General features: G+C 67.2%; 22 protein-coding genes and 1 pseudogene. 12 read left to right on the top strand and 11 right to left on the bottom strand.

Going from position 1 to position 22,980, the window contains the following annotated elements; all coding sequences use genetic code 11:
• Window positions 1-83 precede the first annotated feature (83 nt).
• The gene (locus tag ACQ7JA_RS09950; RefSeq protein WP_430897112.1) at window positions 84-2,957 is read left to right on the top strand and encodes a M16 family metallopeptidase; all 2,874 of its coding nucleotides are present in this window, start codon (window positions 84-86) and stop codon (window positions 2,955-2,957) included.
• 75 nt (window positions 2,958-3,032) lie between these two features.
• Here the strand turns inward: ACQ7JA_RS09950 and ACQ7JA_RS09945 are convergent, their stop codons facing one another.
• The 4 genes from ACQ7JA_RS09945 to ACQ7JA_RS09930 form a co-directional block, all read right to left on the bottom strand.
• Window positions 3,033-5,054 (bottom strand): hypothetical protein, encoded by a 2,022-nt coding sequence (locus ACQ7JA_RS09945; RefSeq protein ID WP_430897110.1) that lies wholly within the window; start codon window positions 5,052-5,054, stop codon window positions 3,033-3,035.
• Between the two features lie 178 nt (window positions 5,055-5,232).
• A complete protein-coding gene (locus tag ACQ7JA_RS09940; protein ID WP_430897108.1) occupies window positions 5,233-5,535 on the bottom strand; it encodes a hypothetical protein in 303 nt (100 codons plus the stop codon).
• 62 nt (window positions 5,536-5,597) lie between these two features.
• The gene (locus tag ACQ7JA_RS09935; RefSeq protein ID WP_430897106.1) at window positions 5,598-5,858 is read right to left on the bottom strand and encodes a hypothetical protein; all 261 of its coding nucleotides are present in this window, start codon (window positions 5,856-5,858) and stop codon (window positions 5,598-5,600) included.
• Window positions 5,859-5,873: 15 nt separating this feature from the next.
• Window positions 5,874-6,662 (bottom strand): DNA/RNA non-specific endonuclease, encoded by a 789-nt coding sequence (locus ACQ7JA_RS09930; protein WP_430897104.1) that lies wholly within the window; start codon window positions 6,660-6,662, stop codon window positions 5,874-5,876.
• 183 nt (window positions 6,663-6,845) lie between these two features.
• On the opposite strand from ACQ7JA_RS09930, the gene ACQ7JA_RS09925 reads away from it, so the two are divergent.
• From ACQ7JA_RS09925 to ACQ7JA_RS09910, 4 genes are all read left to right on the top strand, one after another.
• Window positions 6,846-7,238 carry a hypothetical protein gene (locus tag ACQ7JA_RS09925; RefSeq protein WP_430897102.1) on the top strand — a complete coding sequence of 131 codons (393 nt, stop codon included), beginning with the start codon at window positions 6,846-6,848 and terminating at the stop codon, window positions 7,236-7,238.
• The gene (locus tag ACQ7JA_RS09920; protein WP_430897100.1) at window positions 7,239-7,496 is read left to right on the top strand and encodes a DUF5985 family protein; all 258 of its coding nucleotides are present in this window, start codon (window positions 7,239-7,241) and stop codon (window positions 7,494-7,496) included.
• A 4-nt stretch (window positions 7,497-7,500) separates the two neighbouring features.
• Window positions 7,501-7,770 carry a DUF5985 family protein gene (locus ACQ7JA_RS09915; protein WP_430897098.1) on the top strand — a complete coding sequence of 90 codons (270 nt, stop codon included), beginning with the start codon at window positions 7,501-7,503 and terminating at the stop codon, window positions 7,768-7,770.
• A 66-nt stretch (window positions 7,771-7,836) separates the two neighbouring features.
• Window positions 7,837-8,094, top strand: coding sequence for a hypothetical protein (locus ACQ7JA_RS09910; RefSeq protein ID WP_430897096.1), 258 nt, complete (start codon window positions 7,837-7,839; stop codon window positions 8,092-8,094).
• Between the two features lie 35 nt (window positions 8,095-8,129).
• On the opposite strand, the gene ACQ7JA_RS09905 is transcribed toward ACQ7JA_RS09910, so the two are convergent.
• Window positions 8,130-8,966 carry a phytanoyl-CoA dioxygenase family protein gene (locus tag ACQ7JA_RS09905; protein WP_430897094.1) on the bottom strand — a complete coding sequence of 279 codons (837 nt, stop codon included), beginning with the start codon at window positions 8,964-8,966 and terminating at the stop codon, window positions 8,130-8,132.
• Window positions 8,967-9,197: 231 nt separating this feature from the next.
• Between ACQ7JA_RS09905 and ACQ7JA_RS09900 the strand changes: the two genes are divergently transcribed.
• Window positions 9,198-11,537: a hybrid sensor histidine kinase/response regulator gene (locus ACQ7JA_RS09900; protein ID WP_430897092.1), complete on the top strand. Its 2,340-nt coding sequence runs from the start codon at window positions 9,198-9,200 to the stop codon at window positions 11,535-11,537.
• Window positions 11,538-11,549: 12 nt separating this feature from the next.
• On the opposite strand, the gene ACQ7JA_RS09895 is transcribed toward ACQ7JA_RS09900, so the two are convergent.
• Window positions 11,550-11,975: an NUDIX hydrolase gene (locus ACQ7JA_RS09895; RefSeq protein ID WP_430897089.1), complete on the bottom strand. Its 426-nt coding sequence runs from the start codon at window positions 11,973-11,975 to the stop codon at window positions 11,550-11,552.
• A 161-nt stretch (window positions 11,976-12,136) separates the two neighbouring features.
• Between ACQ7JA_RS09895 and ACQ7JA_RS09890 the strand changes: the two genes are divergently transcribed.
• Window positions 12,137-13,216, top strand: coding sequence for a mechanosensitive ion channel family protein (locus tag ACQ7JA_RS09890; protein ID WP_430897087.1), 1,080 nt, complete (start codon window positions 12,137-12,139; stop codon window positions 13,214-13,216).
• An 88-nt stretch (window positions 13,217-13,304) separates the two neighbouring features.
• Here ACQ7JA_RS09890 and ACQ7JA_RS09885 read toward each other — a convergent pair whose 3' ends face one another.
• The gene (locus ACQ7JA_RS09885; protein WP_430897085.1) at window positions 13,305-14,450 is read right to left on the bottom strand and encodes a glycosyltransferase; all 1,146 of its coding nucleotides are present in this window, start codon (window positions 14,448-14,450) and stop codon (window positions 13,305-13,307) included.
• 402 nt (window positions 14,451-14,852) lie between these two features.
• Complete coding sequence (locus ACQ7JA_RS09880; protein WP_430897083.1) at window positions 14,853-16,058, bottom strand: hypothetical protein; 1,206 nt, start codon at window positions 16,056-16,058, stop codon at window positions 14,853-14,855.
• Between the two features lie 140 nt (window positions 16,059-16,198).
• On the opposite strand from ACQ7JA_RS09880, the gene ACQ7JA_RS09875 reads away from it, so the two are divergent.
• Together ACQ7JA_RS09875 and ACQ7JA_RS09870 are read left to right on the top strand one after the other, a co-directional pair.
• Window positions 16,199-17,491, top strand: a complete 1,293-nt coding sequence (locus ACQ7JA_RS09875; RefSeq protein ID WP_430897081.1) for an NCS2 family permease — start codon at window positions 16,199-16,201, stop codon at window positions 17,489-17,491.
• 133 nt (window positions 17,492-17,624) lie between these two features.
• Window positions 17,625-18,428 (top strand): DUF481 domain-containing protein, encoded by an 804-nt coding sequence (locus ACQ7JA_RS09870; RefSeq protein ID WP_430897079.1) that lies wholly within the window; start codon window positions 17,625-17,627, stop codon window positions 18,426-18,428.
• Window positions 18,429-18,464: 36 nt separating this feature from the next.
• Here ACQ7JA_RS09870 and ACQ7JA_RS09865 read toward each other — a convergent pair whose 3' ends face one another.
• A complete protein-coding gene (locus ACQ7JA_RS09865; protein ID WP_430897077.1) occupies window positions 18,465-19,763 on the bottom strand; it encodes an MFS transporter in 1,299 nt (432 codons plus the stop codon).
• Window positions 19,760-20,077, bottom strand: a complete 318-nt coding sequence (locus tag ACQ7JA_RS09860) for a thioredoxin family protein (protein WP_430897075.1) — start codon at window positions 20,075-20,077, stop codon at window positions 19,760-19,762. The genes ACQ7JA_RS09865 and ACQ7JA_RS09860 overlap by 4 nt, the downstream gene beginning before the upstream one ends.
• Before the next feature lie 186 nt (window positions 20,078-20,263).
• On the opposite strand from ACQ7JA_RS09860, the gene ACQ7JA_RS09855 reads away from it, so the two are divergent.
• From ACQ7JA_RS09855 to ACQ7JA_RS09845, 3 genes and pseudogenes are all read left to right on the top strand, one after another.
• Window positions 20,264-20,443: a DUF3606 domain-containing protein gene (locus ACQ7JA_RS09855; protein ID WP_430897073.1), complete on the top strand. Its 180-nt coding sequence runs from the start codon at window positions 20,264-20,266 to the stop codon at window positions 20,441-20,443.
• A gap of 205 nt (window positions 20,444-20,648) precedes the next feature.
• Window positions 20,649-21,839 carry a mechanosensitive ion channel family protein gene (locus ACQ7JA_RS09850; protein ID WP_430897071.1) on the top strand — a complete coding sequence of 397 codons (1,191 nt, stop codon included), beginning with the start codon at window positions 20,649-20,651 and terminating at the stop codon, window positions 21,837-21,839.
• A 72-nt stretch (window positions 21,840-21,911) separates the two neighbouring features.
• Window positions 21,912-22,478 (top strand): annotated as a pseudogene (locus tag ACQ7JA_RS09845) (SDR family oxidoreductase); the annotation flags it as partial.
• 6 nt (window positions 22,479-22,484) lie between these two features.
• Here ACQ7JA_RS09845 and ACQ7JA_RS09840 read toward each other — a convergent pair.
• On the bottom strand, window positions 22,485-22,904 hold the full coding sequence (locus tag ACQ7JA_RS09840) for a hypothetical protein (protein WP_430897069.1): 420 nt from the start codon (window positions 22,902-22,904) through the stop codon (window positions 22,485-22,487).
• Between the last annotated feature and the right edge of the window lie 76 nt (window positions 22,905-22,980).

Below are 22,980 nucleotides of genomic sequence, written 5' to 3'. Positions count from 1 at the left end.
CGTATGCATACCTGATTGAACTGTTCTTTCCTTGTCGGATAATCTATCCTGCGCGGACAGAATTATTCCTAAAAGGAGAGAACGTGTCTTCACCCATCCTGTCGCGGACCGCCCTCGCGACGATCGTCCCGGCCCTGCTGGCCTTCGCCTCGCCCACGATGGCCGCGCCGACGCCCGCGCCGAAAGCCGCCGCCGCCACCGGCGGCGATGTGCTGCCCTTCAAGGCCACCGAGAAAACCCTGCCGAACGGCCTGAAGGTCATCGTCGTGCCGACCGGCTTCCCGAACCTGGTCTCGGTCCACATCCCGGTGCAGACCGGTTCGCGCAACGAGGTCGAGCCGGGCAAGTCGGGCTTCGCCCACTTCTTCGAACACATGATGTTCCGCGGGACGCCTTCCTACCCGCCGGAGAAGTACCAGGAAATCATCACGAAGGCCGGCGCGCGCCAGAACGCCTACACCAGCGACGACCTCACCAACTACTACACCACCTTCGCCAGGGAAGACCTGGAAACCGTCCTGAAGGTGGAGGCCGACCGCTTCCAGCACCTGTCGTATCCGGTCGAGGCCTTCAAGACCGAGTCGCGCGCGGTGCTGGGCGAATACAACAAGAACAGCGCGAACCCGATGCAGAAGCTGTTCGAGGTGCAGCGCGAAGCGGCCTTCAGCACCCACACCTACCGCCACACCACGATGGGCTTCCTGAAGGACATCGAGGACATGCCCAACCAGTTTGAGTACTCGAAGGTCTTTTTTGAGCGCTGGTACCGTCCGGAGCGCACCGCCGTGATCATCGCCGGCGATGTCGACCCGGGCAAGGCCATCGCCATGGTCGAGAAATACTGGGGCGGCTGGAAGCGCGGCAGCTTCAGGAGCAATGTGCCGGTCGAACCGCCGGCCAAAGGCGCGCAATACCGCCACGTCGCCTGGCAGACCCCGACCCTGCCCCTGGTCACCGTGGCCTTCCGCGCCCCGGCCTTCTCGGACACCCGAAAGGACCAGGCGGCGCTGTCGATGCTGCTCTCGCTGTCCTTTGGCCGCACCTCGTCCCTGTACAAGCGCCTGGTGCAGGACGAGCAGAAGGTCGACCAGCTGTTCGACTTCGTGCCGAACCGGGTCGACCCGACCCTGGCCACGATCGGCGCGCGCGTCAAGAAGCCGGCGGATGCGCTCTATGTGCGTGACGCCATCCTGCAGACCGTGGCGAAACTGCGCGACGAACCCGTGAGCGCCGGCACGCTGGCGGACGCGAAGTCGGCGAACAAGTACGGCCTGATCCGCTCGCTCGACAATACCGAGGCCATCGCCTCCACCCTGGCGTCCTACGTCCACTTCGAGCGCTCCTACGGCACCCTGAACCGCTACTACCGCGTGGTCGACAGCCTCACGCCCGCCGACCTGCAGGCGGCGGCCCGCAAATACCTGGTCGACGACGCCATGGTCGTGAACACGCTCTCGCACGAGGCGCTGCCGGCTGAGGTCAAGAACTTGCCCAAGCTGGCGGATTTCGCGCCGAAGGCCGGCGACGCGACATTCGACGTGCTGGTGCAGAAGTCCACGCTGCCGCAGATCCGCTTCAAGCTGCTGTTCGCGGCCGGTTCCGCGCATGACCCGAAAGGCAAGGAAGGCCTGGCTGCGCTTACCGCCGCCATGGTGGCCGCGAGCGGCTCGCGCGAGCGCAAGATCGACGAGGTGACCAAGGCCCTGTTCCCGCTGGCCGGCAGCTTCGGCGAGCAGACCGACAAGGAAATGACCACCTTCACCGGTTCGACCCACAAGGACAACTGGGACCAGTACCTGGGCATCGCCCTGCCGCTGCTGGTCGATCCGGGCTTCCGCGAGGAAGACTTCCGCCGCCTGAAGGACGCCCAGAAGAATGCCCTGGTGCTGGACCTGAAGGACAATAACGAAGAGGAGTTCGGCAAGGAACGCCTGCAGTCCAATGTCTTTGCCGGCACCCCGTATGCGCATCCGGTGCTGGGCACCGTGAAGGGCATCGAGGCGATCACCCTGGACGACGTGAAGGCCTTCTACCGTCAGGCGTATACGCAGGGTGCGGTGCGGGTCGGCATCTCGGGCGACGTCTCCGACGCCATGGTCGCTTCGCTCAAGACCGCGCTGGCGCGGCTGCCGGGCGGCGCGGGCCTGGCGGCCACGCCAGGCATCCGCGGCCGCATGCCCGGTGGGATCGACGTCGAAATCATCGAGAAGAACACCCGTGCGACCGCGATTTCCTTTGGCCTGCCGCTGGAAGTCACCCGCTCGCACCCGGACTTCCCGGCCCTGTGGCTGGTCAAGACCTGGCTGGGCGAGCACCGCGCCTCCAGCGCCCGCCTCTACCAGCGCATCCGCGAGGAGCGCGGCCTGAACTACGGCGACTATGCCTACATCGAAGCCTTCCCGCGCGGGATGTTCCAGTTCTTCCCGAACCCGAACCTGGGCCGCAAGGCGCAGCTCTTCGAGGTCTGGATCCGCCCGGTCGCCCCGCAGAACGGCCACTTCGCCCTGCGCGCCGCCCTGTTCGAGCTGGACAAGCTGGTGGCCAATGGCTTGACGCAGGACGACTTCGAGACCACCCGCGCCTACCTGATGAAGAACGTGTTCGTCATGACGGCGACCCAGGACCAGCAGCTCGGCTACGCGCTCGATGCGCAGTGGTATGGCACGCCGGAATTCACGCGCATGATGCGCGACGGCTTGTCGAAGCTGACGGTGGCGGACGTGAACGCGGCGATCGGGAAGCACCTGTCGTCGAAGAAGCTGTCGGTGGTGGTCATCACCAGGGATGCGGCGGGACTCAAGGAAAAGCTGGTGTCGGATGCCTTCTCGCCGATCGCGTATGACGCGAAGAAGCCGCAGGCCCTGCTGGATGAAGACCAGAAGATCGGCAGCATGAAGCTCGGCATCCGGCCGGAGGCGGTGCGCATCACCCCGGCGGCCCAGGTGTTCGCCGAGTAAGCATCGGCGCACCGTATGGACCACGAAAATCGGCGCCCGCGGGCGCCGATTTTCTTCATGCGGCAGCTGCCCGCATCAGGAGGTCATGCGGTCCCAGCCCTGGCGCACCGCCGCCTTCATCTTCTCCCAGGTCGACTGCCCGCCGCCGGCGTAGCGGCTGTCCCAGTCGGTACGCAGGTCATGCTCCACCTCGGTCCACTGGCGGCCACGGTACTTCTCGCTGAGCGCCATTTCCGAACCGTAGGAATAGGCCGGCTTGTACTCGTCGTAGGTCCCGCCGTCGGTCGCGGTGCTGTAGGTGGCGTTCCAGTGCGAGCGGTAGGCCGCATCGTCGTCGTCCGTCATCTTGTTCCAGCCGTGGCGCACGGCCGTTTTCATGCGGTCCCAGGCGCCGCCCACGGCCGCGCCGGCGTCGCCGGTCACGCTGCCGGTGGTGCTGCCGCCGGCGGTGGTGTCGATGCGCGAATCCCAACCCTTGCGCAGGTCACCCTCGATGTCGTCCCACGGGCGGTCACGATACAGCGCGCTCTTGCGCATCTCGGAACCGTAGCTGTAGGCCGGCTTCGCGCTGTCATAGTCGACCCCGGAGCTTGCCAGGTGGGTGTCGTAATGGCTGCGGTAGTAGTTGTCGTCGTCATCGTCCAGGGTCATGCGATCCCAGCCGCGGCGTACGGCGGCCTTCATCTTTTCCCAGGTCGAGCCGGTGCTGCCGTAGCGGGTGTCCCAGTCGCTGCGCAGGTCGGTTTCCACCTCGTCCCACTTGCGGCCGCGGTACTTGTCGCTGCGCGCGCTTTCCGAACCGTAGCTGTAGGCCGGCTTGTAGTCGTCGTAGGCGGCGCCCGAGCTGCCATAGGTGCTGCTGAAGTGGCTGCGGTAGATGGTGTCGTCATCGTCGCTGGTGATGCGGTCCCAGCCGCGGCGCACGGCGGCCTTCATGCGCTCCCAGGTGTCGCCCGCGGCGGCGCCGTTGCGGGTGCTCCAGTCGCTGCGCAGGTCGTTCTCGACCTCGTCCCACCGGCGGCCGCGGTACTTGTCGCTCCTGGCCATCTCGGAACCGTAGGCATAGGCCGGCTTGACCGTCTCGTAGTCGTCGCCGTCGTAGTTGGCGAGGAAGTGGTTGCGGTAGGCATCGTCATCGTCGCCGAAGAAGTTGCTGCCGATGTCGAGGCCGCTATGGCTGCGCGAGTAGATGCGCGAACGGCCGCGATGCACCTCGCTGAAGGGGGAGCTTGCGCTGTCGCGCTGCAGCGATCCGGTGGCGCCGCCCTGGTAGGCCGAGCCTTCGAGCGAGGAACCCTGCAGGGTGCCGCCCTGTCCGCTCGAGCGGCGGATGCCGCGGTCGTTCTGGATCCCTTCCAGCGAGGAAGCCTGCACCGAGTTTTCCTGCAGGGTCGAGCCCTGCAGCGAGGTGCCGCCGGTCGCGCTCAGGCCGCTCTGGCCCTGCGGCTCCTGGTAGGTGGTGCCCATCGGTTCGGCCTGGTTCAGCGACTGCTGCTGGAAGATCTTGCGGTCGCCCGGGTTGTCGAGTTGCTGGCTGGCAGCACCAGAGCTTGAGCCGACGCTGGAACCCGTGGCCGAACTGGCGGCGGATTGCGCGGACATCTGCGCGGACTGCTGCATGCCGCCCGCACCGCTCGCGCGCATCGATCCGGACATGGCGCCAGTGGCGCCGAGACCGCCGATGCCGGGCCCGGAGGCCTGCTCGTCGATGTCGGTCGGGCCGTAGCGCTCGACGATGTCGGCGGCGCGCTCGACTTCGGGCAGCGAATCCGCGCGCACGGTCAGCACGTGGTGGCCGCGGGTGACGGCGCCCTCGTAGCGGCTGGCATGCTCGCTGTTGTCGGCGCCAAACAGGTCCGAAAAGAAATTCTTGATGGACTCACCGATGCCGATGCCGGTGCCATCCGCATAAGTGTCGCTGTCGCTGCGGCTGGCGGCGAGGTCGTCGCTGCGGCCGCTGATGCTGTCGGTCATGCCGGTCGGGTCGGCATTGGAGAGCTTGACTTCGTTACGAGAGAAGCCCGAAGACATCAACTCGTTCATTGCATTCTGTGCGTCGGTCCGGTTGTCGAACACGGCTACGAGAGTGTGTTGCATTGTCATTCCTCCGTGGTAGATGTGATTGCACACAGCACCCTTTGGCGTCAAGCGGCGGGGCCTGTGTCGCACGAGTTGAGATTACATCAATCCCAATCGGGCAAGCGCGCGCCTGACCCAGCCATGCAAAACGGCGCCCTGGGGCGCCGCCGCATTCCATGCTCCACTTGTGGCTGCACTAATAGGTCAGGCCGCTTTCGCCCCTGACGATACGCTCCCAGCCGTGCCGGACAGCCGCTTTCATCCGGTCCCAGGCCGATGCGCCGCCGCGCGCTTCCCAGCTGCCGCGCAGCGCCGGCTCGACCTCGTCCCAGTGGCGCCCCTCGTACCGGCTGTCGCCGGCGGCCTGCGAGCCGTGCCGGTAGGCGGGCGCATAGTCGTCATAGCCGGCGCCCGACGCGCCGTAGTGGGTCTCGAAATGTTCGCGCCAGGATGGATCGTGCCCATCCCGTTCTGTCGTCGTGTCGGTCCTGTCGCTCATCCGTCCCTCCCTTTACAGAAGGGAAGCCTACCCGAGTCCCGGAACCGGCTGCGCATCCTTGATCAGGCGAAAGGGTTGTCGACGGTCTTGACCTCGGGCGGCGGCAGCTGGTCCGGCAGCTCCCGCGACTCGAGCGCGGCGACCACGGCGCCCAGCACTTCGTGCAGGCGGCGCGCATGCGCGAGGCCTGCCTTGTCGAGGGTCAGGTCGACGTCGCCCGAGATGGTGATGCGGTCCACGCGGTTCTCCAGCATCAGCTTGCCCACTTCGAGCACGTCCGCCTCGTTGGCATAGGGAGTGAAGGATTTCTTCTTCGATGGCATGGCATTCCTTCTGTATCAGTGCCGGCGCTTGGGCTGGCGGATCTTCGGCAGCGCCAGCATGCGCTCCTTTTGCTGGCGCGTGAGCGAAGGCAGCAGCTCGATGCCGACGATGCGTTCGAGTTCGGCGACCGGGATCACGTCGATTTTCGCATCGGCGCGGTTCTCCACGAACCAGGCCGCGGCTGCCTTCTGGCGCGGACTGTACACCACCTTGTACAGGTGGGTGGGCACGAGCACGTTGCCGACCTTGCGCAGGCTGGTGCCGAGGAAGGCCGGGCCGGTGATCACGTAGAGCGACCCCTCCTTCTTCGCCATCTTGCGCACCGCGCCCTCGATCGGGGCCCAGATGTGGCGGTTGTGGTCGCGGTCCTGGGGCACCATGTTCGCCAGCGAAAAGCTTTCGCGCTGGGCGCGGCGGTCGGGCATGTCGCCGTTCGGCGCCAGGTGACCGCGATCGAGGCCGCTGCGCGCATAGTCGGACAGTTCGGCGCGCTGCGAACGCGGCAGGCGCGGCTCCGCGTGGAAGGCGTTGTCGCGGTCCAGTCCTTGTGCCGCTTCGAGATTGTCGGCGCGCAGGTATTCGGCCGACCACAGCGGCGTGCGGGTCACGCCGGAATGCATGACGCCGAACACGCCGTAGCACAGTTCGCGGGTGGCGGTGGCCAGCTTGGGATTGCGGATCTCGGGCGCGCGCCCGTCGAGGTAGTGGACCGGGCAGTCGGCGGCCTGGGCGCTACCCCCGAGGACGGTTGCCGCCAGCAGGACGGTGGCCGCGCCGAGGCGGGCCAGGAGGGATTGCAGCATGAAACTCGCGGGTGATTACAAACAGGCACATTGTAGCCGAGCCCATTTGATCGGCGTCAAGCTCAGCTATTGCTCAGTGATGGATCATGCGCGCACGATTGAAAATCCTTTCCATCCAGAATTCAATTAAAATTGCGGCTTTCTCAACAAAAGATTCCTTTTGGGAAATTACATTCGGTACGAATGAACCGTCCGCCGATTCCCGAAGAGCTGCGCCGTTTTATCCTGACGAGCGTGCCATCGGTACCCTTCCTCGAGGCGCTGCTCCTGCTGCGCGCCACCGCCGACCAGCGCTGGTCAGGGACGATGCTGGCCGGCCGGCTCTATATCGCCGAGCGTACCGCGCAAGGCCTGCTGGACGAGCTGTGCCGTGCCGGCATGGCCGCCCCCTGCCCCTCCCCGGACGAACACTGCTACTGCTACGCGCCGGCCTCGGGCACGCTGCGCGAGCGCATCGACGGCCTGGCCGAGCTGTATGCGCGCCACCTGGTGGACGTCACCAACCTGATCCATTCTTCTCTCGACCGGAAGGCGCAGCAGTTCGCCGACGCGTTCCGCCTCCGAAAGGATGCCTAAATGGGCGAACTCATCTATACCTTATGCATGCTGACCTCGCTGGCCGCTACCTGGCTGCTGCTGGCCAGCTACCGCCGCACCCGCCACCGCCTCCTGTTCTGGAGCGGCCTCTGCTTTGCGGTCATGACATTCAACAATCTATTCCTGATCTTCGACAAGATCGTGTTTCCGAACGTCGATTTCATGCCGCTGCGCCTGATCAGCGCCCTGGTGGCCTGCCTGCTGCTGCTCTACGGACTGATCTACGAGAAGGAGTGAGACGATGACCCAGATGATGTATGGCGCGATCTCGATGGCCTCGGTGACCATCGCCCTGTTCTTCCTGCGCTTCTGGCGCAACACCGGCGACCGCTTCTTCCTCTACTTCGCCCTGTCTTTCTTCATAGAGGGTCTGCATCGTATCTATTCGGGGGCGCTGAACGAAGCCGGCGAGGATTCGCCCCTGCACTACCTGATCCGCCTCCTGGCCTACGGGCTGATCCTGTGGGCGATCCTGGAAAAGAACCTGCCGCAGAAAGACCGGCGCGACTAGCGTGCGCCCGGCCCGGCGGGCGGGGGCGATAATGGGACCATGAAAAACCGTCAACAGGAGGACAGCATGGACCAAGGCAATCAACAGAAAGACCAGACCGCCCCGGTCGCCGGTGGCGGCGAGAAACAGCGTTCCGATAACCTGCTGCCGGGCGAAGGCGGCGCGGAAGACGGCCGCTTCGACGTGGCCGAGGAAGTCAGCCTCGACCAGCATTCCGACGAAGCCCGGCGCGTCGGCCAGGTGCCGGAGAACGGCATCGCCGATTCGCTGCCGGAAGCGCTCAAGTCGCCCATCCCATCGCAACCCGTCCCGCCGAAACCGTAAGGCCTGCGGGCCGCCGCGCGGCGGCCCGCTTCATGTCATCCTCCCATCGTCACACCCATCTTGAGCCCTTCGATGGTATGGGCCTGGTAGATGGGCTCGAGCTCGTCCACCACCCGGCAGCTGAGGTGCTTGCGCACGCCGTCAGGCAGGCTGTCGTAATAGGCGCGCGACATCTGCAGGTCGTGCTTGATCGCATTGGTCGCGTCCGGCGCATCGGCGCCGACCACCAGCACCGGGCGCGACACGCTCGAGCGGTTGGCGGTGCCGCGGTGGATGGTCAGCGCCGAGCGCGCCGAGATGTCGCCCATCTGCGGCAGCTTGCGCTGGGCCAGCGCCTCGTAGCGCGGCCACAGCGACTGGTCGGGGAACATCGGGTCGCCCCCGTACAGGTCCCATTGCGTGCCGGGCGCGATCTCGAATGGACCCATCTCCTCGGTGACGTCGACGGTGGTGAGGTTGAATGCGAGTGAGCTCAGGCGCCGCCCCTGCACCGTTTCCGGCGGTGAGGCGAAGTCACGATGCCAGGGCTGGTGCATGGCGCCGGGCCCGGGCACGTCGAAGCCGACCTCGACCAGCCGATACTCGGGGCCGAGCACCGCGCTGCACACCGCCACCACCCAGGGATGGGCGGCGATCGCGGCGAATCCGCGCAGGCGCTCCGGATGGACCTCGACGTAGAAACGGTTCGGACCGCGGTTGAGCGCCCCGCCGGGGCGCGCCTGCGCTTCGATGAACAGCTGGTCGATGTCGGCGCGCAGGTCCTGGATGAATTCGCGGCTGAAGGCGCCGCGCAGGCCGATGATGCCGTCGCCGTAGAGGCCGCGCATGATGTCGGCGATCTCGAAGCCGGCGACCTTGTGTTGTGCTTCCATCTTTCTCCTCCGGTAAAGCAGCGCGGCCATGGTGTGGATGGGCGCCGCGCAGGCCGGGCCAATATTAGCGGCATTCTCCCGGGGGTGGCGCGAGCACGGCAGGCCCCGCCCTTACCAAGCCGTTGACAGCACCGCCACACCCCCGTACATTGACGAATTGTCACAACAGCACCCGATCAAGATGAATCCATCCAGCCGGCGCGTGCAGCGCGCCGCCCCAGGGTCGTCGCTGTGAGCGCCCCTTCCACGACCTCTCCCCAGCGCGCCAGCGTGCTGCTGGTATGCGGCCGGCCGGACAGCGACCCCGCGGTCCTGCAGGTAATGGCGGTCATGGGAGAGGCTGTCGTGCGGGCCCGCTCACCAGGCGAGGCGCTCACGCTGGTGCGCGAACAGGATTTCGCGCTGGTCCTGATCGGCTATCCTGGCGATCCCGAAGCCCTCGCCGACACCATCCGCCAGGTGCGCGGCAACCGCCGCTCCACCCATACCCCGGTGGTGGCCCTGGCCCTGCCCGAGCAGGCTGGTTTTTCCTTCGAACCCCTGTACGAGGCCGGCGCCATCGCCGTGCTCACCGAACCGCTTTCCCCCGTGATCCTGCGCGCCAAGGCGCGCTTCTACATCGAGGCCTTCGAGGCCATGGTGCAGCGCGGCCGGGCCGAATCGGCCCTGGTCGACACCCGCTCGCGCCTGGAAGCCATCATCGACGCGGCCGAACTCGGGGTCTGGAACTGGGACGTGCGCGCCGACCGCGTGAGCGGCGACGCCCGCATGGCGAGCATGTTCGGGATCGACCCGGCGCTGCGGGAAGGCGCGCCTGTGGGCGCCTATTTCTCCGCCTTCCACCCCGACGACGTGGCGCCGACCCGCGCCGCGCTGGCGCAGGCCCTGGCGCGCGGTGGCCTCTACGACGCCACCTTCCGTGTGCGCCGTCTCGAAGGCGGCTGGCGCTGGGTGATCGCGCGCGGCCAGGTAGAACACGACGCGCATGGCGCGGCGAGCCGCCTGCTTGGCGTGGTCATCGATGCGACGCGCCAGTTCGAGGTGGAGCAGCAGCTGCGCCTGAGCGAGGAGCGCTATCGCACCCTGTTCGACTCGATCGACGAAGGCGTATGCGTGATCGAGATGCTGTACGACAGTAACGGCCAGCCCTGCGACTACCGCTTCCTGGAGGCCAATCCGGCTTTCGTCAAGCAGACCGACCTGAACGACGCGGTCGGCCGCACCATGCGCCAGCTGGCGCCGGGCCACGAACGCCACTGGTTCGAGATCTACGGGCGCGTCGCCGCCACCGGCGAGGCGACGCGCTTCGAGAACGAGGCGCGCGAGCTGGGACGCTGGTATGACGTCTATGCCGCGCGCATCGGACCGGCCGAGCAGCACCGGGTGGCGGTCGTGTTCAACGACGTCACCGAACGCCGGCTCGGCGAGAATGCGCTGCGCAAGATGGCCGACGACCTGGCCGAGGCAAACCGCCAGAAGACCGAATTCCTCGCGACCCTCGCCCACGAGCTGCGCAATCCGCTGGCGCCGATCAGGAGCGGCCTGCAGTTCATCCGCCGGGCGCCCGGCGACGCCGCCGCGGTGGCGCGCGTGTACGACATCATGGAAAGGCAGCTGGGCCACCTGGTCAACCTGGTCGACGACCTGCTCGACGTGGCCCGCATCACCCGCGGCCAGATCGAGCTGCGGCGCGAACGCATCGACCTGGCCGCGGTCCTGAGCGCCGCGGTCGAAACCAGCATGCCGCTGATCGAGGCGGCCCGCCATCAGCTCGACGTGCGCCGGCCCCAGGAGCCGCTGATCGTCGACGCCGACCTGACCCGCATGACCCAGGTGGTCTCGAACCTGCTCAACAACGCGGCGCGCTATACCCCGCGCGGCGGAAACATCGTGCTGGCCGCAGAGCGCGACGGCAGGGACGCGGTGGTCGCGGTGTCCGACAACGGCATCGGCATCGACCCGGCTTCCCTCGACGATGTGTTCAGGATGTTCACCCAGGTCGGCGAGAGCCGCCAGCAGGCCTCCGGCGGCCTGGGCATCGGCCTGTCGCTGGTGCGCAGCCTGGTCGAGCTGCATGGCGGCAGCGTCACGGCATCCAGCGCGGGCACGAATGCCGGCAGCGTGTTCACGGTGCGCCTGCCGCTGGCATCCGACGCGACGCCGACCCTCTCCGGGCCCGTCACAGGGACTGCGCCCGCGGCGCCGGTGCGCCAGGGCCTGCGCGTGCTGGTGGTCGACGACAACCGCGACGCCGCCGAGACCCTGGCTGCCCTGCTCGGCCACGCGGGCCACAGCGCGCCGGTCGCCAACGACGGCCACCAGGCGCTGCGCATGCTGGCCTCCTTCCAGCCACACGTAGTCTTCCTGGACCTCGGCATGCCGGGCATGTCGGGCTACGAGGTGGCCGCCGCCATCCGGCGCGACCCCAGGAATGCGGACGTACGCCTGGTGGCCCTCACCGGCTGGGGCGGCGAAGCCGACCGTGCGCGCACCGCGCAGGCGGGCTTCGACCGCCACCTGACCAAGCCGGCCACCGCGGAGGCGATCGACGCCGTGCTGGCCGGCCTGTAGCGCGGCGCGCCGCTACCAGGCGATCCCGAGCAGCACCTCGGCCATGCGCGGCCAGCACAGGGCGCGCAGCTCCGTGCGCGCGGCCCAGCGGTAGCCGTCCATCTCGGGCGTGGCCGCACCCGTCACATGGTGGGGGAAGGTGCTGGTGCAGCAAAGCTGTTCCAGGCTGCACGCTTCATCCTCCACCTCGACGAGGAAGAGGTGCAGGCTCTTGTCGCGCCGGTAGGCGAAGGGACCGAGCTCGCGAAAGGCGCCGGCGTCGAACACCAGCCCCGCCTCCTCCACCAACTCGCGCATGGCCGCTTCGAGCTCGGTCTCGCCCGGGTCGCGGATGCCCTTCGGGATATCCCACTTCGGCGTGTGTGTGACGTGGCCGAGCAGCAGCTCGCGCCTTGGATTGACCACCAGGGTACCGCAGGAAATGCTGTGCTTCGCCATGCCGGACCGCCTCGCATACTCGATGGGCTACTGTATCGGCGCCCGCCGCCGCATGTCAACACACCGCCCGCGCGCCATCAATTGTGCGCGCCGCCCGCGCCCGACCCCGCACACTGTCCCTTTGCTATGTTTCGAACCGGGAGCGGCGGATGGAGTTCTTGTTGAATAACAACGATCTGGAAAACTGGCTGATGGCCGTGGGCGTCTGCCTCGGTTCGACCGCCGCGCTCTACTTCATCCGGGCCGTCATGCTGCGGCGCCTGGGCGACCTCTCGCGCCGCACCGTGACCCGGGTCGACGACCTCGCCGTGCGCATGCTGCGCAAGACCTACCTCGTCTTCCTGCTGGCGATCGGGGTCCATCTCGGCAGCATCTTGCTCGTCATGCCGGACAGCTGGCGCCTCGTGATCTCGCGCATCGCCGTCGGGTCGCTCCTGCTGCAGCTGGCGATCTGGGGCGACACCGGCCTGCGCGGCTGGCGCGCCCAGTTGCTCGCCACGCCCGGTGACGGGGCGCGCAAGGCCTCCAGCACCATCCTGTTCTTCATGATGCGGCTGGTGGTATGGACCGTGGCCTTCCTGATGATGCTGGATAACTTCGGCTTCAATATCACCGCGCTGGTCGCCAGCCTCGGTGTCGGCGGCATCGCGGTGGCCCTGGCCACCCAGAACATCCTCGGCGACCTGTTTGCCTCGCTCTCGATCATGCTCGACAAGCCCTTCGAGGTCGGCGACTTCATCATCGTGGGCGATGCCCTCGGCGCGGTCGAATACATCGGCCTGAAAACCACCCGGCTGCGCGGCCTGGGCGGCGAACAGATCGTGTTCTCCAACGGCGAGCTGCTGAGGAGCCGCATCCACAACCACAAGCGCATGCTGTCGCGCCGGGTGGCCTTCGTCCTGCGCGTGGCCTACGGCACCGCAGAATCGCAGATCACCGCGATACCCGCCATGATCCGCGAGATCGTCACGGCGCGCAGCGACGTCGACTTCGAGCGCGCCCACTTCTTCCGCTACGGCGACTGGTCGCTCGACTTTGAGGTCGTCTACCACTTCAAGAGCCCCGACTACATCCTGCACATGGATGCGCAGCAGGACATCCTGCTGCAGGTTTACCGCGCCTTCCAGCGCGAAGGCATCCAGTTCGCCCATCCCCTGTCGATCGTGCGGGTCGCGGACCCGAAGGATCCGGCGGGCGGCTGGCACGCGCCCGGCGCCGGCGCTTCGCCGCTGCGGCATTGAAAAGGCCGGCCACGGGGCATACCGTGGCCGGCCTTCAGCATCGTTCAAACCGGGGCGGCCCGCGATGCAGGCCGGATGCAGGCGATGCTTACGCGGACTTCGCGACGCGCACCTGAGCGGTCTTCACCGTGGAGAGGTCGGCGTTCGCCACGCCCGCTTCCATCTCTTCCGGCTGGGCCGGGGTCAGGAGACGCTGGGCCTTGTTGCCCGGGACGGCGCTGGAGATCAGCTCGTGCATGCGGGTGGCGGTGCGGTCCCAGGAGGTGCCCGCGACGATTTCGCGCATGCGCTTGGCCAGGGCCAGCTTCTCGTCCTCGCCCAGGGCCAGCATGCGCTCGCAGGCGGCGATATAGGTGTCCGGCGTGTCGGCGATCGCCACTACGTCGCCGTAGGGCACGACCACGTCGGTGATCGGGGTCGAGACCGACGGCAGTTCGGCGGCCATGTATTCCAGCACCTTGGTCGGCGAGATGAACTTGGTCGAGTCGTTCATGGCGAACGGCAGCAGGCAGACGTCCCAGCCGGCCAGGAACTTCGGCAGCTCGTCGTAGGTGCGCTGGCCCATGTAATGCACGTTCGGCTGCTTCGGCAGGGTCGCCGGGTCGATCTTCACGACCGGGCCGACCAGCACGATGCTCCATTCCGGGTGGGCGTCGGCCATGCTCGATACCAGGTCCACGTCGAAGCGTTCGTCGATCACGCCGTAGAAGCCCAGGCGCGGATGCGGGATGTGGGCCTGGTCCGGGTGCGAGATCTCGCGGTCCTGGGCCTGGCGGAAGTGCTTGGCGTCGACGCTGCTCGAGAAGCAGTGGGCGTTGGCGTGGCGGTCGCGCTTGGACTGGTAGAGACTCGGGCCGCCGGTGAAGACGACGTCCGCCATGTTCAGCAGCGCGCTTTCGCGCTGCAGCAGCTGCTTCGGCGCGTTCTTGAACATCGCCAGTTCGTCCATGCAGTCGTAGACGATCTTGGACGGGTGCAGGCCTTGCAGCAGCGGCAGGGCCATCGGGGTGTAGAACCAGACCACCGGCTGCTCGCCGCCCGGGACGAGGTCGGCCAGCAGGGTCTGCAGGGTCGGGATCTGGTCGTCGTGGAAGCCATGTGCGTGAATGGCGGTATGCGGCTGGCAAACCGTGATGTTCGGCGCAACCGCCGTCTTCTTCAGGTATGCCTGTCCTTCGCTATACACCGGCTCCTCGACAAACAGGATTTGGTAGTGTTCCGCCAAACGCGTCATCAGATGTTGGGGACGCTGGAAGACAAAGTCCCAACGCAGGTGGCAAAACACGATCAAGGTCGGCATATTCAGTTCCTTTCGCCTTCGGGGCGCTATTTTGTTGGCAAAGCCTGGCAATTTCTCTCTCGAAGCCAGTGCCCGACGACGCGTGGCGCACGCCGGATTCTGGAATCGTAACATGCAAATTTCCCAATATTTTCATTTATGCATTGCAATGTTGCGAATGGGAAATTGCAGACTCTCCTCCGTCCCGACCTTGTCATAGAGGAGACCGTATGGATGAGCAGGTTTGTGTAAGGCGCGTCCTACATCGATACAGGAAAATCCACTACGCCGGATCCGCGTGGTTTGTACCGCCCTCGACAGGCAACACCGGCACTGCGCAGAGCCCTTGCGCGGGCGTCAGCGTGCCTCGTAGGGTTCGGCGCCCTCCGCGTGGCCGTCTTCGCTGAAGCCGCTTGCGATCGACACGCCTTCCAGGCCGAGCGCCAGCAGCGCGTCGCACAGGTTGTCGACCTCGACCGACAGGTCGGCAGCCAGGTCGACGGCGGTCTCGACGCTGCCCCAGGGACGGCCGCCGTCGAGCGCGTACAGGTTGATCCGCAGCACGATGTGCTCCCCGGCGTCGATCGGCGCCACCGCAGCGTGCACCTGGCCGGCTTCGAGCTCCTTGGCCGACAGCGTGCGCGCGACTTCCGACAGGGTCGAGAGGGTGGACAGCTCGGACACGCCCTGCTCCTTGGCGCCGTAGAACAGGTCCTGGTAGAGGAAGTCGACGTGCACGCGCTCGGGGTCGGTGGCCAGGCAGCGGCGCAGCAGCGGCGCCACCTGGAAGGTCCAGGCCCGGTAGCGTTCCTCGCGCGCCGCATACCAGGCGTCGGACCCCGCCTCGTCGCTGGGGATGGCATAGAAGGAATCGTCGGTGCGCTTGAGCGAGAAGCCCAGCAGGAAGCGCAGCTCGACAGCCGCATCGTCGGGCGCGAAGCGCTCGCCGGTCCAGCCGCGGATGCTGGCCTCGATGGCCGGCGCCGGCTGCAGCTTCTTCTCCAGCAGGGAATTGGCGGCTTCGCGCAGCATCTCCTGCAGGGTCGAGAAGGCGATGTGGTCGACCTCGGCCAGGTCGTAGGCGTGCTGGATCAGCACCACCTTGCCGCTTGAGCCTTCCAGGCCGCCGGCGTGGAAGCTTGCCGAGAGCGCCTCGAAGGCCTCGGGGTCCTGGAAAGTTTCCTCAGCCACCAGGCCGCCCGGGCTGCGCACGAAAAGCGGAATCAGGAAGGCATCGATCTCGTACTCCGCCTCGTCGCGGCGCACCCGCAGCGTGGCGGCCTCCTCCTCGATGCGTCCGCGCAGCAGTCGGCAGGCTTCCGGATCGGTGAAGCGGGCGGTCTCGATCGCCTCGTACAGGGCTTCGTCGCGCTTCTTGCGCAGCAGCTTCCTCACCGCGCCCAGCAGTTCTTGCTCGCGCTCGTCATCGGTCCCGAAGCCCGGCTCGTCCTCGCGCTCGGCGATGGCAAGGGCCAGGTCGGTCAATTCCTGGGCCTGGCTGGCGGTGTCCGGCTCGCGCGGGTTGTTGGAGGTGCGGGGCAGCGGACGTTTGTTTTTCGGCATGGCGATGATTCGGTGATAGTGGAATCGCCATGTTAGCGCATCGGCAGCACGCCGGGCTCCCGGAAAGAATGGCCGCGCGCCCCCGATGGGGCAGCCGCAGATGTTATGCTTCAGCCAAAATAACTACGGAGCGCAGCGCAATGCTCGAAAAACTCTTCAAACTCAGCGAAAGCGGAACCAACGTCCGCACCGAACTGCTGGCCGGCCTGACCACTTTCCTGACGATGGTATACATCATCTTCGTCAATCCTTCCATCCTCGGCGACGCCGGCATGCCCAGGGAGTCGGTGTTCGTCGCCACCTGCATCGTGGCGGCGCTCGGCACCGCCGTGATGGGCCTGTACGCCAACTATCCCATCGCGATGGCCCCCGGCATGGGGCTGAACGCCTATTTTGCCTACGCCGTGGTGCTCGGCATGGGGATTTCCTGGCAGGCGGCGCTCGGCGCCGTGTTCATCTCCGGCTGCCTGTTTATCGTGGTGACCCTGGTGGGACTGCGCGGCGCCATCGTGAACGGGATCCCGCGCTCGATGCGGGTGGCGATCACGGTCGGCCTGGGCATGTTCCTGGCCCTGATCGCCCTGAAGAACGCGGGCATCGTGGTGGCCAGCGAGGCGACCCTGGTCAAGGCCGGCGACCTGCACCAGCCCCAGGCGATCATGGCCGTGGTCGGCTTCCTGGCCATCGTCGCCCTCGACCGCCTGAAGGTGAGGGGCGCGATCCTGATCGGCATCGTGCTGGTGACCGTGCTGTCCTTCTTCTTCGGCGGGAACACCTACAAGGGCATCTTCTCGGCGCCGCCGAGCATCGATCCGACCCTGTTCCAGCTCGACATCGCGGGGGCCCTGTCCGCCGGCATCCTGAACGTGGTGCTGGTGTTCTTCCTGGTCGAGCTGTTCGACGCCACCGGCACCCTGATGGGCGTGGCGCGCCGCGCCGGCCTGCTGGTCGAGGGCAAGATGGAACGGATGAACAAGGCCCTGCTGGCCGACAGCGGCGCCATCGTCGCCGGCAGCCTGCTGGGCACCTCGAGCACCACCGCCTACCTGGAAAGCGCCTCGGGCGTGCAGGCCGGCGGACGCACCGGCCTCACCGCCCTGGCGGTCGCGGCGCTGTTCCTGGCCTGCCTCTTCATCGCGCCGCTGGCCGGCGTCGTGCCGGCCTACGCCACCGCCCCGGCCCTGCTGTTCGTCGCCTGCCTGATGCTGAGCGACCTGGGCGACGTCGAATGGAGCGACTCCACCGAAAGCATCCCGGCCGCCGTCACGGCGCTCGGCATGCCCTTCACCTTCTCGATCGCCGAAGGCATCGCCTTCGGCTTCATCACCTATGCCGCGCTCAAGCTGCTCACGGGCCGCGCGCGCGAGGTGGCGCCGGTGGTGTGGGTGATCGCGGCCCTGTTCACTTTCAAGATCGTTTACGTCGGCACCTGAGCCAGGGCGGCATGAACATGCCGCTTGCGTAAAACAGCATTAAACAGGCCCTGATTGTGTCCCAAAGAATCGCTTCGCGCTGCCTTTGGGATACAATGTCGCCGATCTTGCGAATACCAAGGTGGGCAATCCGATGCAAAAGACAACTCTATCCCTGCTGGCGCTGGCGCTCGTCGCCATGCACGGCGTGGCGCATGCCGACGACGACCTCCCCCAGATCATCGACGTGCATGGCCCGCTCAAGGTGGCGCTGCCGAAAATCCCCGAAGGCGGCTGGTTCACCTCGGCCGAACTGGGCGCGATCGCGACCTCCGGCAACACCACGGGCACCTCGATCACGGGCAAGATCGACGCCCGCCACGAGACCGCGACATGGAGCCATGAATTCGTCGTCAGCGGCTTCTTCAAGGAAGACGAGTACGAAGACGAGGAAGGCAACAAGGAGCGCAACAAGTCCGCCGAGCGTTTCGCCGCCTCGGCCAAGGCTTCCTACAAGCTGCTCGGCGCCGGCCGGCGCGCCTTCGTCCTCGGCTCCCACGTGAACGACCGCTTCGGCGCCTATACCCGCTATTCCTCGCTGTCGATCGGCCACGGCCGCCAGCTGCTGAGCGCGCCGGACAAGACGCTGGACGTCGAGATCGGCCCGGGCTACTTCCAGGGCGAGCGCGACACGGGCGAGGACGAAAGCGGCGTGACGGTGCGCGGCGCGGCCCAGTTCCGCTGGCGCGTGAGCCCCTCGGCCTTCTTCGCCCAGACGGTCAGCGTGGAAAAAGGCACCTCCAACACCCACTCGGTGGCCGAGACCTCGCTCAGCACCAAGATCAACTCGACCATGCAGATGAAGGCCGGTTTCAGCGCCCGCAACGACAGCAGTGTCACGCCGGGCAAGAAGAACACCGATACCCAGACCTCGCTGACGATGGTGTATTCCTTCTGATGCGCCGTGGCGCGGCCGGCTGGCCGCGCCTTCCGCTCAGTGCACCGCCGCCGGCCTGGCGGCTCCCCTTTTCCCGACCAGCAATAGGGCCAGCAGGCTCAGGATCGCGGCCGCGCTCAGGTACCAGCCGACCGAAGCCAGGCCGTAGTTCGTCGCCAGCCAGGTCGCGATGTACGGCGCCAGCGAGGCACCCAGGATGCCGGCGAGGTTGAAGGTCAGCGAAGCGCCCGTGTAGCGCACTTCCGGCGGGAACATCTCGGCCAGCAGGGTTCCGAGGGGGCCGTAGGTGAAGCCGACCAGGCACATTCCCGCGATCATGAAGACGGCGGCGGCCGCCAGCGTGCCGGCGCCGAACAGGGGCCCGAACAGCAGGCCGAAGACGGCGATCGCCGCGCTCACCAGGATCATCGCCGTGCGCCGGCCATAGCGGTCGGCCAGGATGGCCGAGGGCGGAATCGTGAGCCCGAAGAACACCACCGCGACCAGCTGCAGGGTCAGGAAGGTCTGGCGCGAAAAGCCAAGCTTGCTCGTTCCCCAGCTCAGCGCAAACACCGTCATCAGGTAGAAGACCACGAAGGTCGCCAGCGCCACCAGGGTGCCCAGCACCAGTTCGCGCCGGTGTTCGCGCAGCACCGTGAGGGCCGGCACCTTGACCCGCTCGCCCCGGTCGAGGACCTTCTGGAAGTCCGGCGTCTCGGTGATCTTCAGGCGCACGTAGAGCCCGACCACGACCAGCAGTGCGCTGGCGAGGAAAGGAATGCGCCAGCCCCAGGCGAAGAACTCCTCGTCCGCCATCAGCTGGCCGAGCAGCAGGAAGGTGCCGCCCGAGAGGAAAAAGCCGAGCGGCGCTCCCAGCTGCGGGAACATGCCGTACCAGGCGCGCTTCTCCGGCGGCGCATTTTCGGTGGCCAGCAGCACCGCCCCGCCCCATTCCCCGCCCAGTCCGAGGCCCTGGCCGAAGCGGCACAGGGCCAGCAGCAGCGGCGCGGCGGTGCCGATCGTGGCGTAGGTCGGCAGCAGGCCGATCAGGATGGTCGAGATGCCCATGGTGAGCAGGGCCGCGACCAGGGTTGCTTTGCGCCCGATGCGGTCGCCGAAGTGGCCGAATACGGCCGAGCCGACGGGGCGGGCGAAGAAGGCGATGGCGAAGGTCGCCAGCGACTGCAGGGTGGCGGCCGCCGGGTCGGCGGCCGGGAAGAACAGCCGCGGAAAGACCAGCACCGCGGCGGTGGCGTAGATGTAAAAGTCGTAGAACTCGATGGTGGTGCCGATCAGGCTCGCGAACAGGACGGTGCGCGGCTTGTTGGCCGGCTGGACGGGTACCGCTTCCTTCATGCGCCGCCCGCCTGGGCCAGCGCCACGCGCACCTCGTCGCTCGAGACCGGACGCACCACGCGCGCCACTTCCTGGCCATCCTTCAGGACGACGACGGTCGGCCACAGCTTGATCCGGAAGGACCGGCCGAGCGGGCGGCCCGGGCCATCCTCGACCTTGATGTGCTTGAGGGCCTGCCCGCCGGCCAGGCCCTCGTTGATGAGCGGCTCGGCGGCGCGGCAGTAGCCGCACCAGTTGGCGCCGAAATCGAGGACGACGATGCCCGGCAGCGCGTCGATCGCGCTGCGTTCGGGCTGGGCGGTTTCGTAGGTCATGCGGATGCTCCTCCATTTGCCGATATGGCAAGGTTACCTCAAAAACCTGGCGGCGAGCCAGAGCAGATTGGAGGATCACTGACTGGATACCCGGAGCGGGAAATGCCGCCGCAAGGTGAAATGGCTAACGGACTACGCCCGGGGGCGCGGGCATAGTCTGGTCAAACCCGTTACAAGGAGGCCACCATGTCCGACAATCTGCAAAACCGCGGCACCCAGGACCGTGCCCGCATCAATATGAGCGAAGACTGGGAAGTGCGCCACTGGACCGAGGCGCTGGGCGTGAGCAAGGAAGAACTCGAGCGCGCCGTCAAGCAGGTCGGCTCCAGCGCCGAGGCCGTGCGCGAACACCTGAAGCGCCACTGAGGACAGGGGGACACACCCTGCCCTGACGGCGCTCGCCGCCGTCGCGCTTCTCCCCCGCCGGCTGGGTTCGCACGATACCGGCCCGCGCCGGGCAGCGCCGTGTCGGGCGCTCCCGCATTCTGCGCCGCATGCCGCGCCTTCCCTGCCTCCCCCTGCCAGTCCAGCCAGCGCGGCCGGCGCCGGTCTAGCCGCAAAGGAACCCGGTTTGAATTTTCATTTCGTCGAGTTTTTCCGTTCCCTGAACGTCACGCTGCCGAACGCCCTGTTCGCCCTCGGCGCCGCCGTCGTCAGCTACATCCTGATGCACGGGGCCCTGATTCTGCTGCGCAAGCGCCTCGGAGCCCTGAGCACCGACCGCCAGCACGGCACCGTGGCCCAGGTGCTCAGCAAGACCCTGGCCCATACCGGCGCCCTGGCCATCGTCGCCACCGCCATCCTCATCGGCCTGTCGGTGCTCGACCTGCCCGAACCCTGGAACACGCGCCTCGGCCACCTGTGGTTCTTCACGCTCGGCATCCAGATCGCCATGTTCCTGCACCGCGCCGTGAAGATCGGCTCGCGCCGCTACTTCCTGGCGCACAACCACGGCGCGGTCGACCAGCAGGTGACGGTCGCGCACACGGTCGTGATCTGGCTGCTGCAGACCACCGTCTGGGTGGTGTTCGTGCTGGCCATGCTGTCCAACCTCGGCATCAACGTGACCACCTTTGTCGCCAGCCTCGGCATCGGCGGCGTCGCCATCGCGCTGGCGGTGCAGAACATCCTGGGCGACCTGTTCGCCTCGATGGCGATCGCCGTCGACAAGCCCTTCGAGGTCGGCGACTACATCTCGGCCAAGGACTATGCCGGCACCGTCGAGCACGTGGGCCTGAAGACCACCCGCCTGCGCGCCCTGGGCGGCGAGCAGATCGTGGTCGCCAACGCGGAACTCTTGCGCAACACGGTCTACAACTTCCGCCGCATGACGACGCGCCGCATCCAGTTCGCGCTGCGCGCCAGTCCCTCGACACCGCCGCAGCTGGCCGCGAAAGTGCCGGCGATGCTGGGCGAGATCATCAAGCGCCGCGACAAGGTGCGTTTCGACCGCGCCCACCTGAAGACGGTCGACCAGAACTGGATCGAGTACGAGATTGTCTACACCATGCTCGACGCGAACTACGACCTCTACATGGATACTCAGCAGCTCATCAACCTGGAAGCGATGCAGATGTTCGCCGACCTCGGCATCTCGATGGCGCCGCGGCCGCAGCACGTGCTGCTGCAGGAAGCGCCGGATACGCGGGCCGACGTGCGCGGTGAGGAAAAGGCGGCCGCCAACGAGTACGTGGACGGCGCATCCGACACGGCGGGCGACGACGACACCGGGGACGCCGGCTCCCGCGTCCTCAAACACTGAAGGGAAGAGAGATGAACCAGCCGGCACAGCAGCAGACGCCGCCCGGCACCGAAGCGCACCTCACCCCGAAGGCCGGGCGAACTGGCCGACCCGGCGCACTGCCGCGCCATCGTCGACCGCGCCGTCCGGGAATTCGGCCGCATCGACGTGCTGGTCAACAGCGCGGCCTTCCAGATGAGCCACGATTCGCTGGAAGAGGTACCCGACGAGGAGTGGGACTACACCTTCCAGGTGAACATCACGGCCATGTTCCATATCGGTAAGGCTGCGGTGAAGCACATGCAGCCGGGGTCCTCGATCATCAACACCATCTCGATCAATTCGCACAAGCCCAAGCCCACCCTGCTCGCCTATGCGACGACCAAGGGCGCGATCGCGAACTTCACGGCGGGCCTGGCCCAGCTGCTGGCCGACAAGGGCATCCGGGTCAACTCGGTGGCGCCGGGACCGATCCGGACGCCGCTGAGTCCCTCGACCATGCCGTCCGACGAGGTGGCCAGCTTCGGCCGGCAGGTGCCGATGAAGCGGGCCGGCCAGTCGGCCGAGGTCGCGCCCGTCTACGTGATGCTGGCCTCGAGCGAAGCCAGCTACATCTCGGGGGCGCGGATCGCCGTGACGGGCGGCGTGCCGATCCTCTAGCGGGCCTCAGCGCGCCTGCGAAGCGCCGGACGCACGAGCGTCGGCGCCAGCCGACATGCCCAGGCTGAGGGAGCCGGACGCGCCGCCACGCGCCTCGCCCATGAGGGAGGCGGAGCCCTGCAGGGTGCCCTCGATGCCGAGGCCCGCCTGCCCTTCCGCACGCGCCAATGGGGCAGACTGGTGTTGTGGCGCGAAGTCGCCCGCAGCGCGACGGGCGCGCTGTGCGCCGCCGCTTGCCTCGCCGGCCGCGCTGCCGGCCGCGTCGATCGCACGGCGGCCGGCAGCGGCATCGAGACGGCCCGCGTGGCGCAGGCTGCCCATCGCGTCCATCGATCCGAGGCGGCCGGCATTGCCCGCGCCGCCGATCATGCCGCCCACCGATCCGCCGAGGCCCCCCGCGCATGCCGCCTCCCAGCAGCTGGGCATGGGGGGGGGATGGCGCCGCGGAGCGCAAGGCGCGCGACGGCGGCTGGCAGGCGAGCCCCGCGGCACGGCAAAACAG

Source organism: Massilia sp. BKSP1R2A-1, from assembly GCF_050586525.1.
Lineage (GTDB): Bacteria > Pseudomonadota > Gammaproteobacteria > Burkholderiales > Burkholderiaceae_D > Telluria.
This window is presented reverse-complemented; position numbering and strand designations above follow the sequence as displayed.

What these genes read in the sequence shown, in the direction of transcription:
- ACQ7JA_RS09895 (WP_430897089.1), bottom strand. Translation starts at nt 11,975, where the DNA reads ATGGCGAAGCACAGCATTTCCTGCGGTACCCTGGTGGTCAATCCAAGG.
- ACQ7JA_RS09945 (WP_430897110.1), bottom strand. Translation starts at nt 5,054, where the DNA reads ATGCAACACACTCTCGTAGCCGTGTTCGACAACCGGACCGACGCACAG.
- ACQ7JA_RS09925 (WP_430897102.1), top strand. Translation starts at nt 6,846, where the DNA reads ATGAACCGTCCGCCGATTCCCGAAGAGCTGCGCCGTTTTATCCTGACG.
- ACQ7JA_RS09885 (WP_430897085.1), bottom strand. Translation starts at nt 14,450, where the DNA reads ATGACGCGTTTGGCGGAACACTACCAAATCCTGTTTGTCGAGGAGCCG.
- ACQ7JA_RS09865 (WP_430897077.1), bottom strand. Translation starts at nt 19,763, where the DNA reads ATGAAGGAAGCGGTACCCGTCCAGCCGGCCAACAAGCCGCGCACCGTC.
- ACQ7JA_RS09855 (WP_430897073.1), top strand. Translation starts at nt 20,264, where the DNA reads ATGTCCGACAATCTGCAAAACCGCGGCACCCAGGACCGTGCCCGCATC.
- ACQ7JA_RS09840 (WP_430897069.1), bottom strand. Translation starts at nt 22,904, where the DNA reads ATGCCCAGCTGCTGGGAGGCGGCATGCGCGGGGGGCCTCGGCGGATCG.
- ACQ7JA_RS09930 (WP_430897104.1), bottom strand. Translation starts at nt 6,662, where the DNA reads ATGCTGCAATCCCTCCTGGCCCGCCTCGGCGCGGCCACCGTCCTGCTG.
- ACQ7JA_RS09920 (WP_430897100.1), top strand. Translation starts at nt 7,239, where the DNA reads ATGGGCGAACTCATCTATACCTTATGCATGCTGACCTCGCTGGCCGCT.
- ACQ7JA_RS09935 (WP_430897106.1), bottom strand. Translation starts at nt 5,858, where the DNA reads ATGCCATCGAAGAAGAAATCCTTCACTCCCTATGCCAACGAGGCGGAC.
- ACQ7JA_RS09880 (WP_430897083.1), bottom strand. Translation starts at nt 16,058, where the DNA reads ATGCCGAAAAACAAACGTCCGCTGCCCCGCACCTCCAACAACCCGCGC.
- ACQ7JA_RS09870 (WP_430897079.1), top strand. Translation starts at nt 17,625, where the DNA reads ATGCAAAAGACAACTCTATCCCTGCTGGCGCTGGCGCTCGTCGCCATG.
- ACQ7JA_RS09875 (WP_430897081.1), top strand. Translation starts at nt 16,199, where the DNA reads ATGCTCGAAAAACTCTTCAAACTCAGCGAAAGCGGAACCAACGTCCGC.
- ACQ7JA_RS09915 (WP_430897098.1), top strand. Translation starts at nt 7,501, where the DNA reads ATGACCCAGATGATGTATGGCGCGATCTCGATGGCCTCGGTGACCATC.
- ACQ7JA_RS09940 (WP_430897108.1), bottom strand. Translation starts at nt 5,535, where the DNA reads ATGAGCGACAGGACCGACACGACGACAGAACGGGATGGGCACGATCCA.
- ACQ7JA_RS09860 (WP_430897075.1), bottom strand. Translation starts at nt 20,077, where the DNA reads ATGACCTACGAAACCGCCCAGCCCGAACGCAGCGCGATCGACGCGCTG.
- ACQ7JA_RS09910 (WP_430897096.1), top strand. Translation starts at nt 7,837, where the DNA reads ATGGACCAAGGCAATCAACAGAAAGACCAGACCGCCCCGGTCGCCGGT.
- ACQ7JA_RS09905 (WP_430897094.1), bottom strand. Translation starts at nt 8,966, where the DNA reads ATGGAAGCACAACACAAGGTCGCCGGCTTCGAGATCGCCGACATCATG.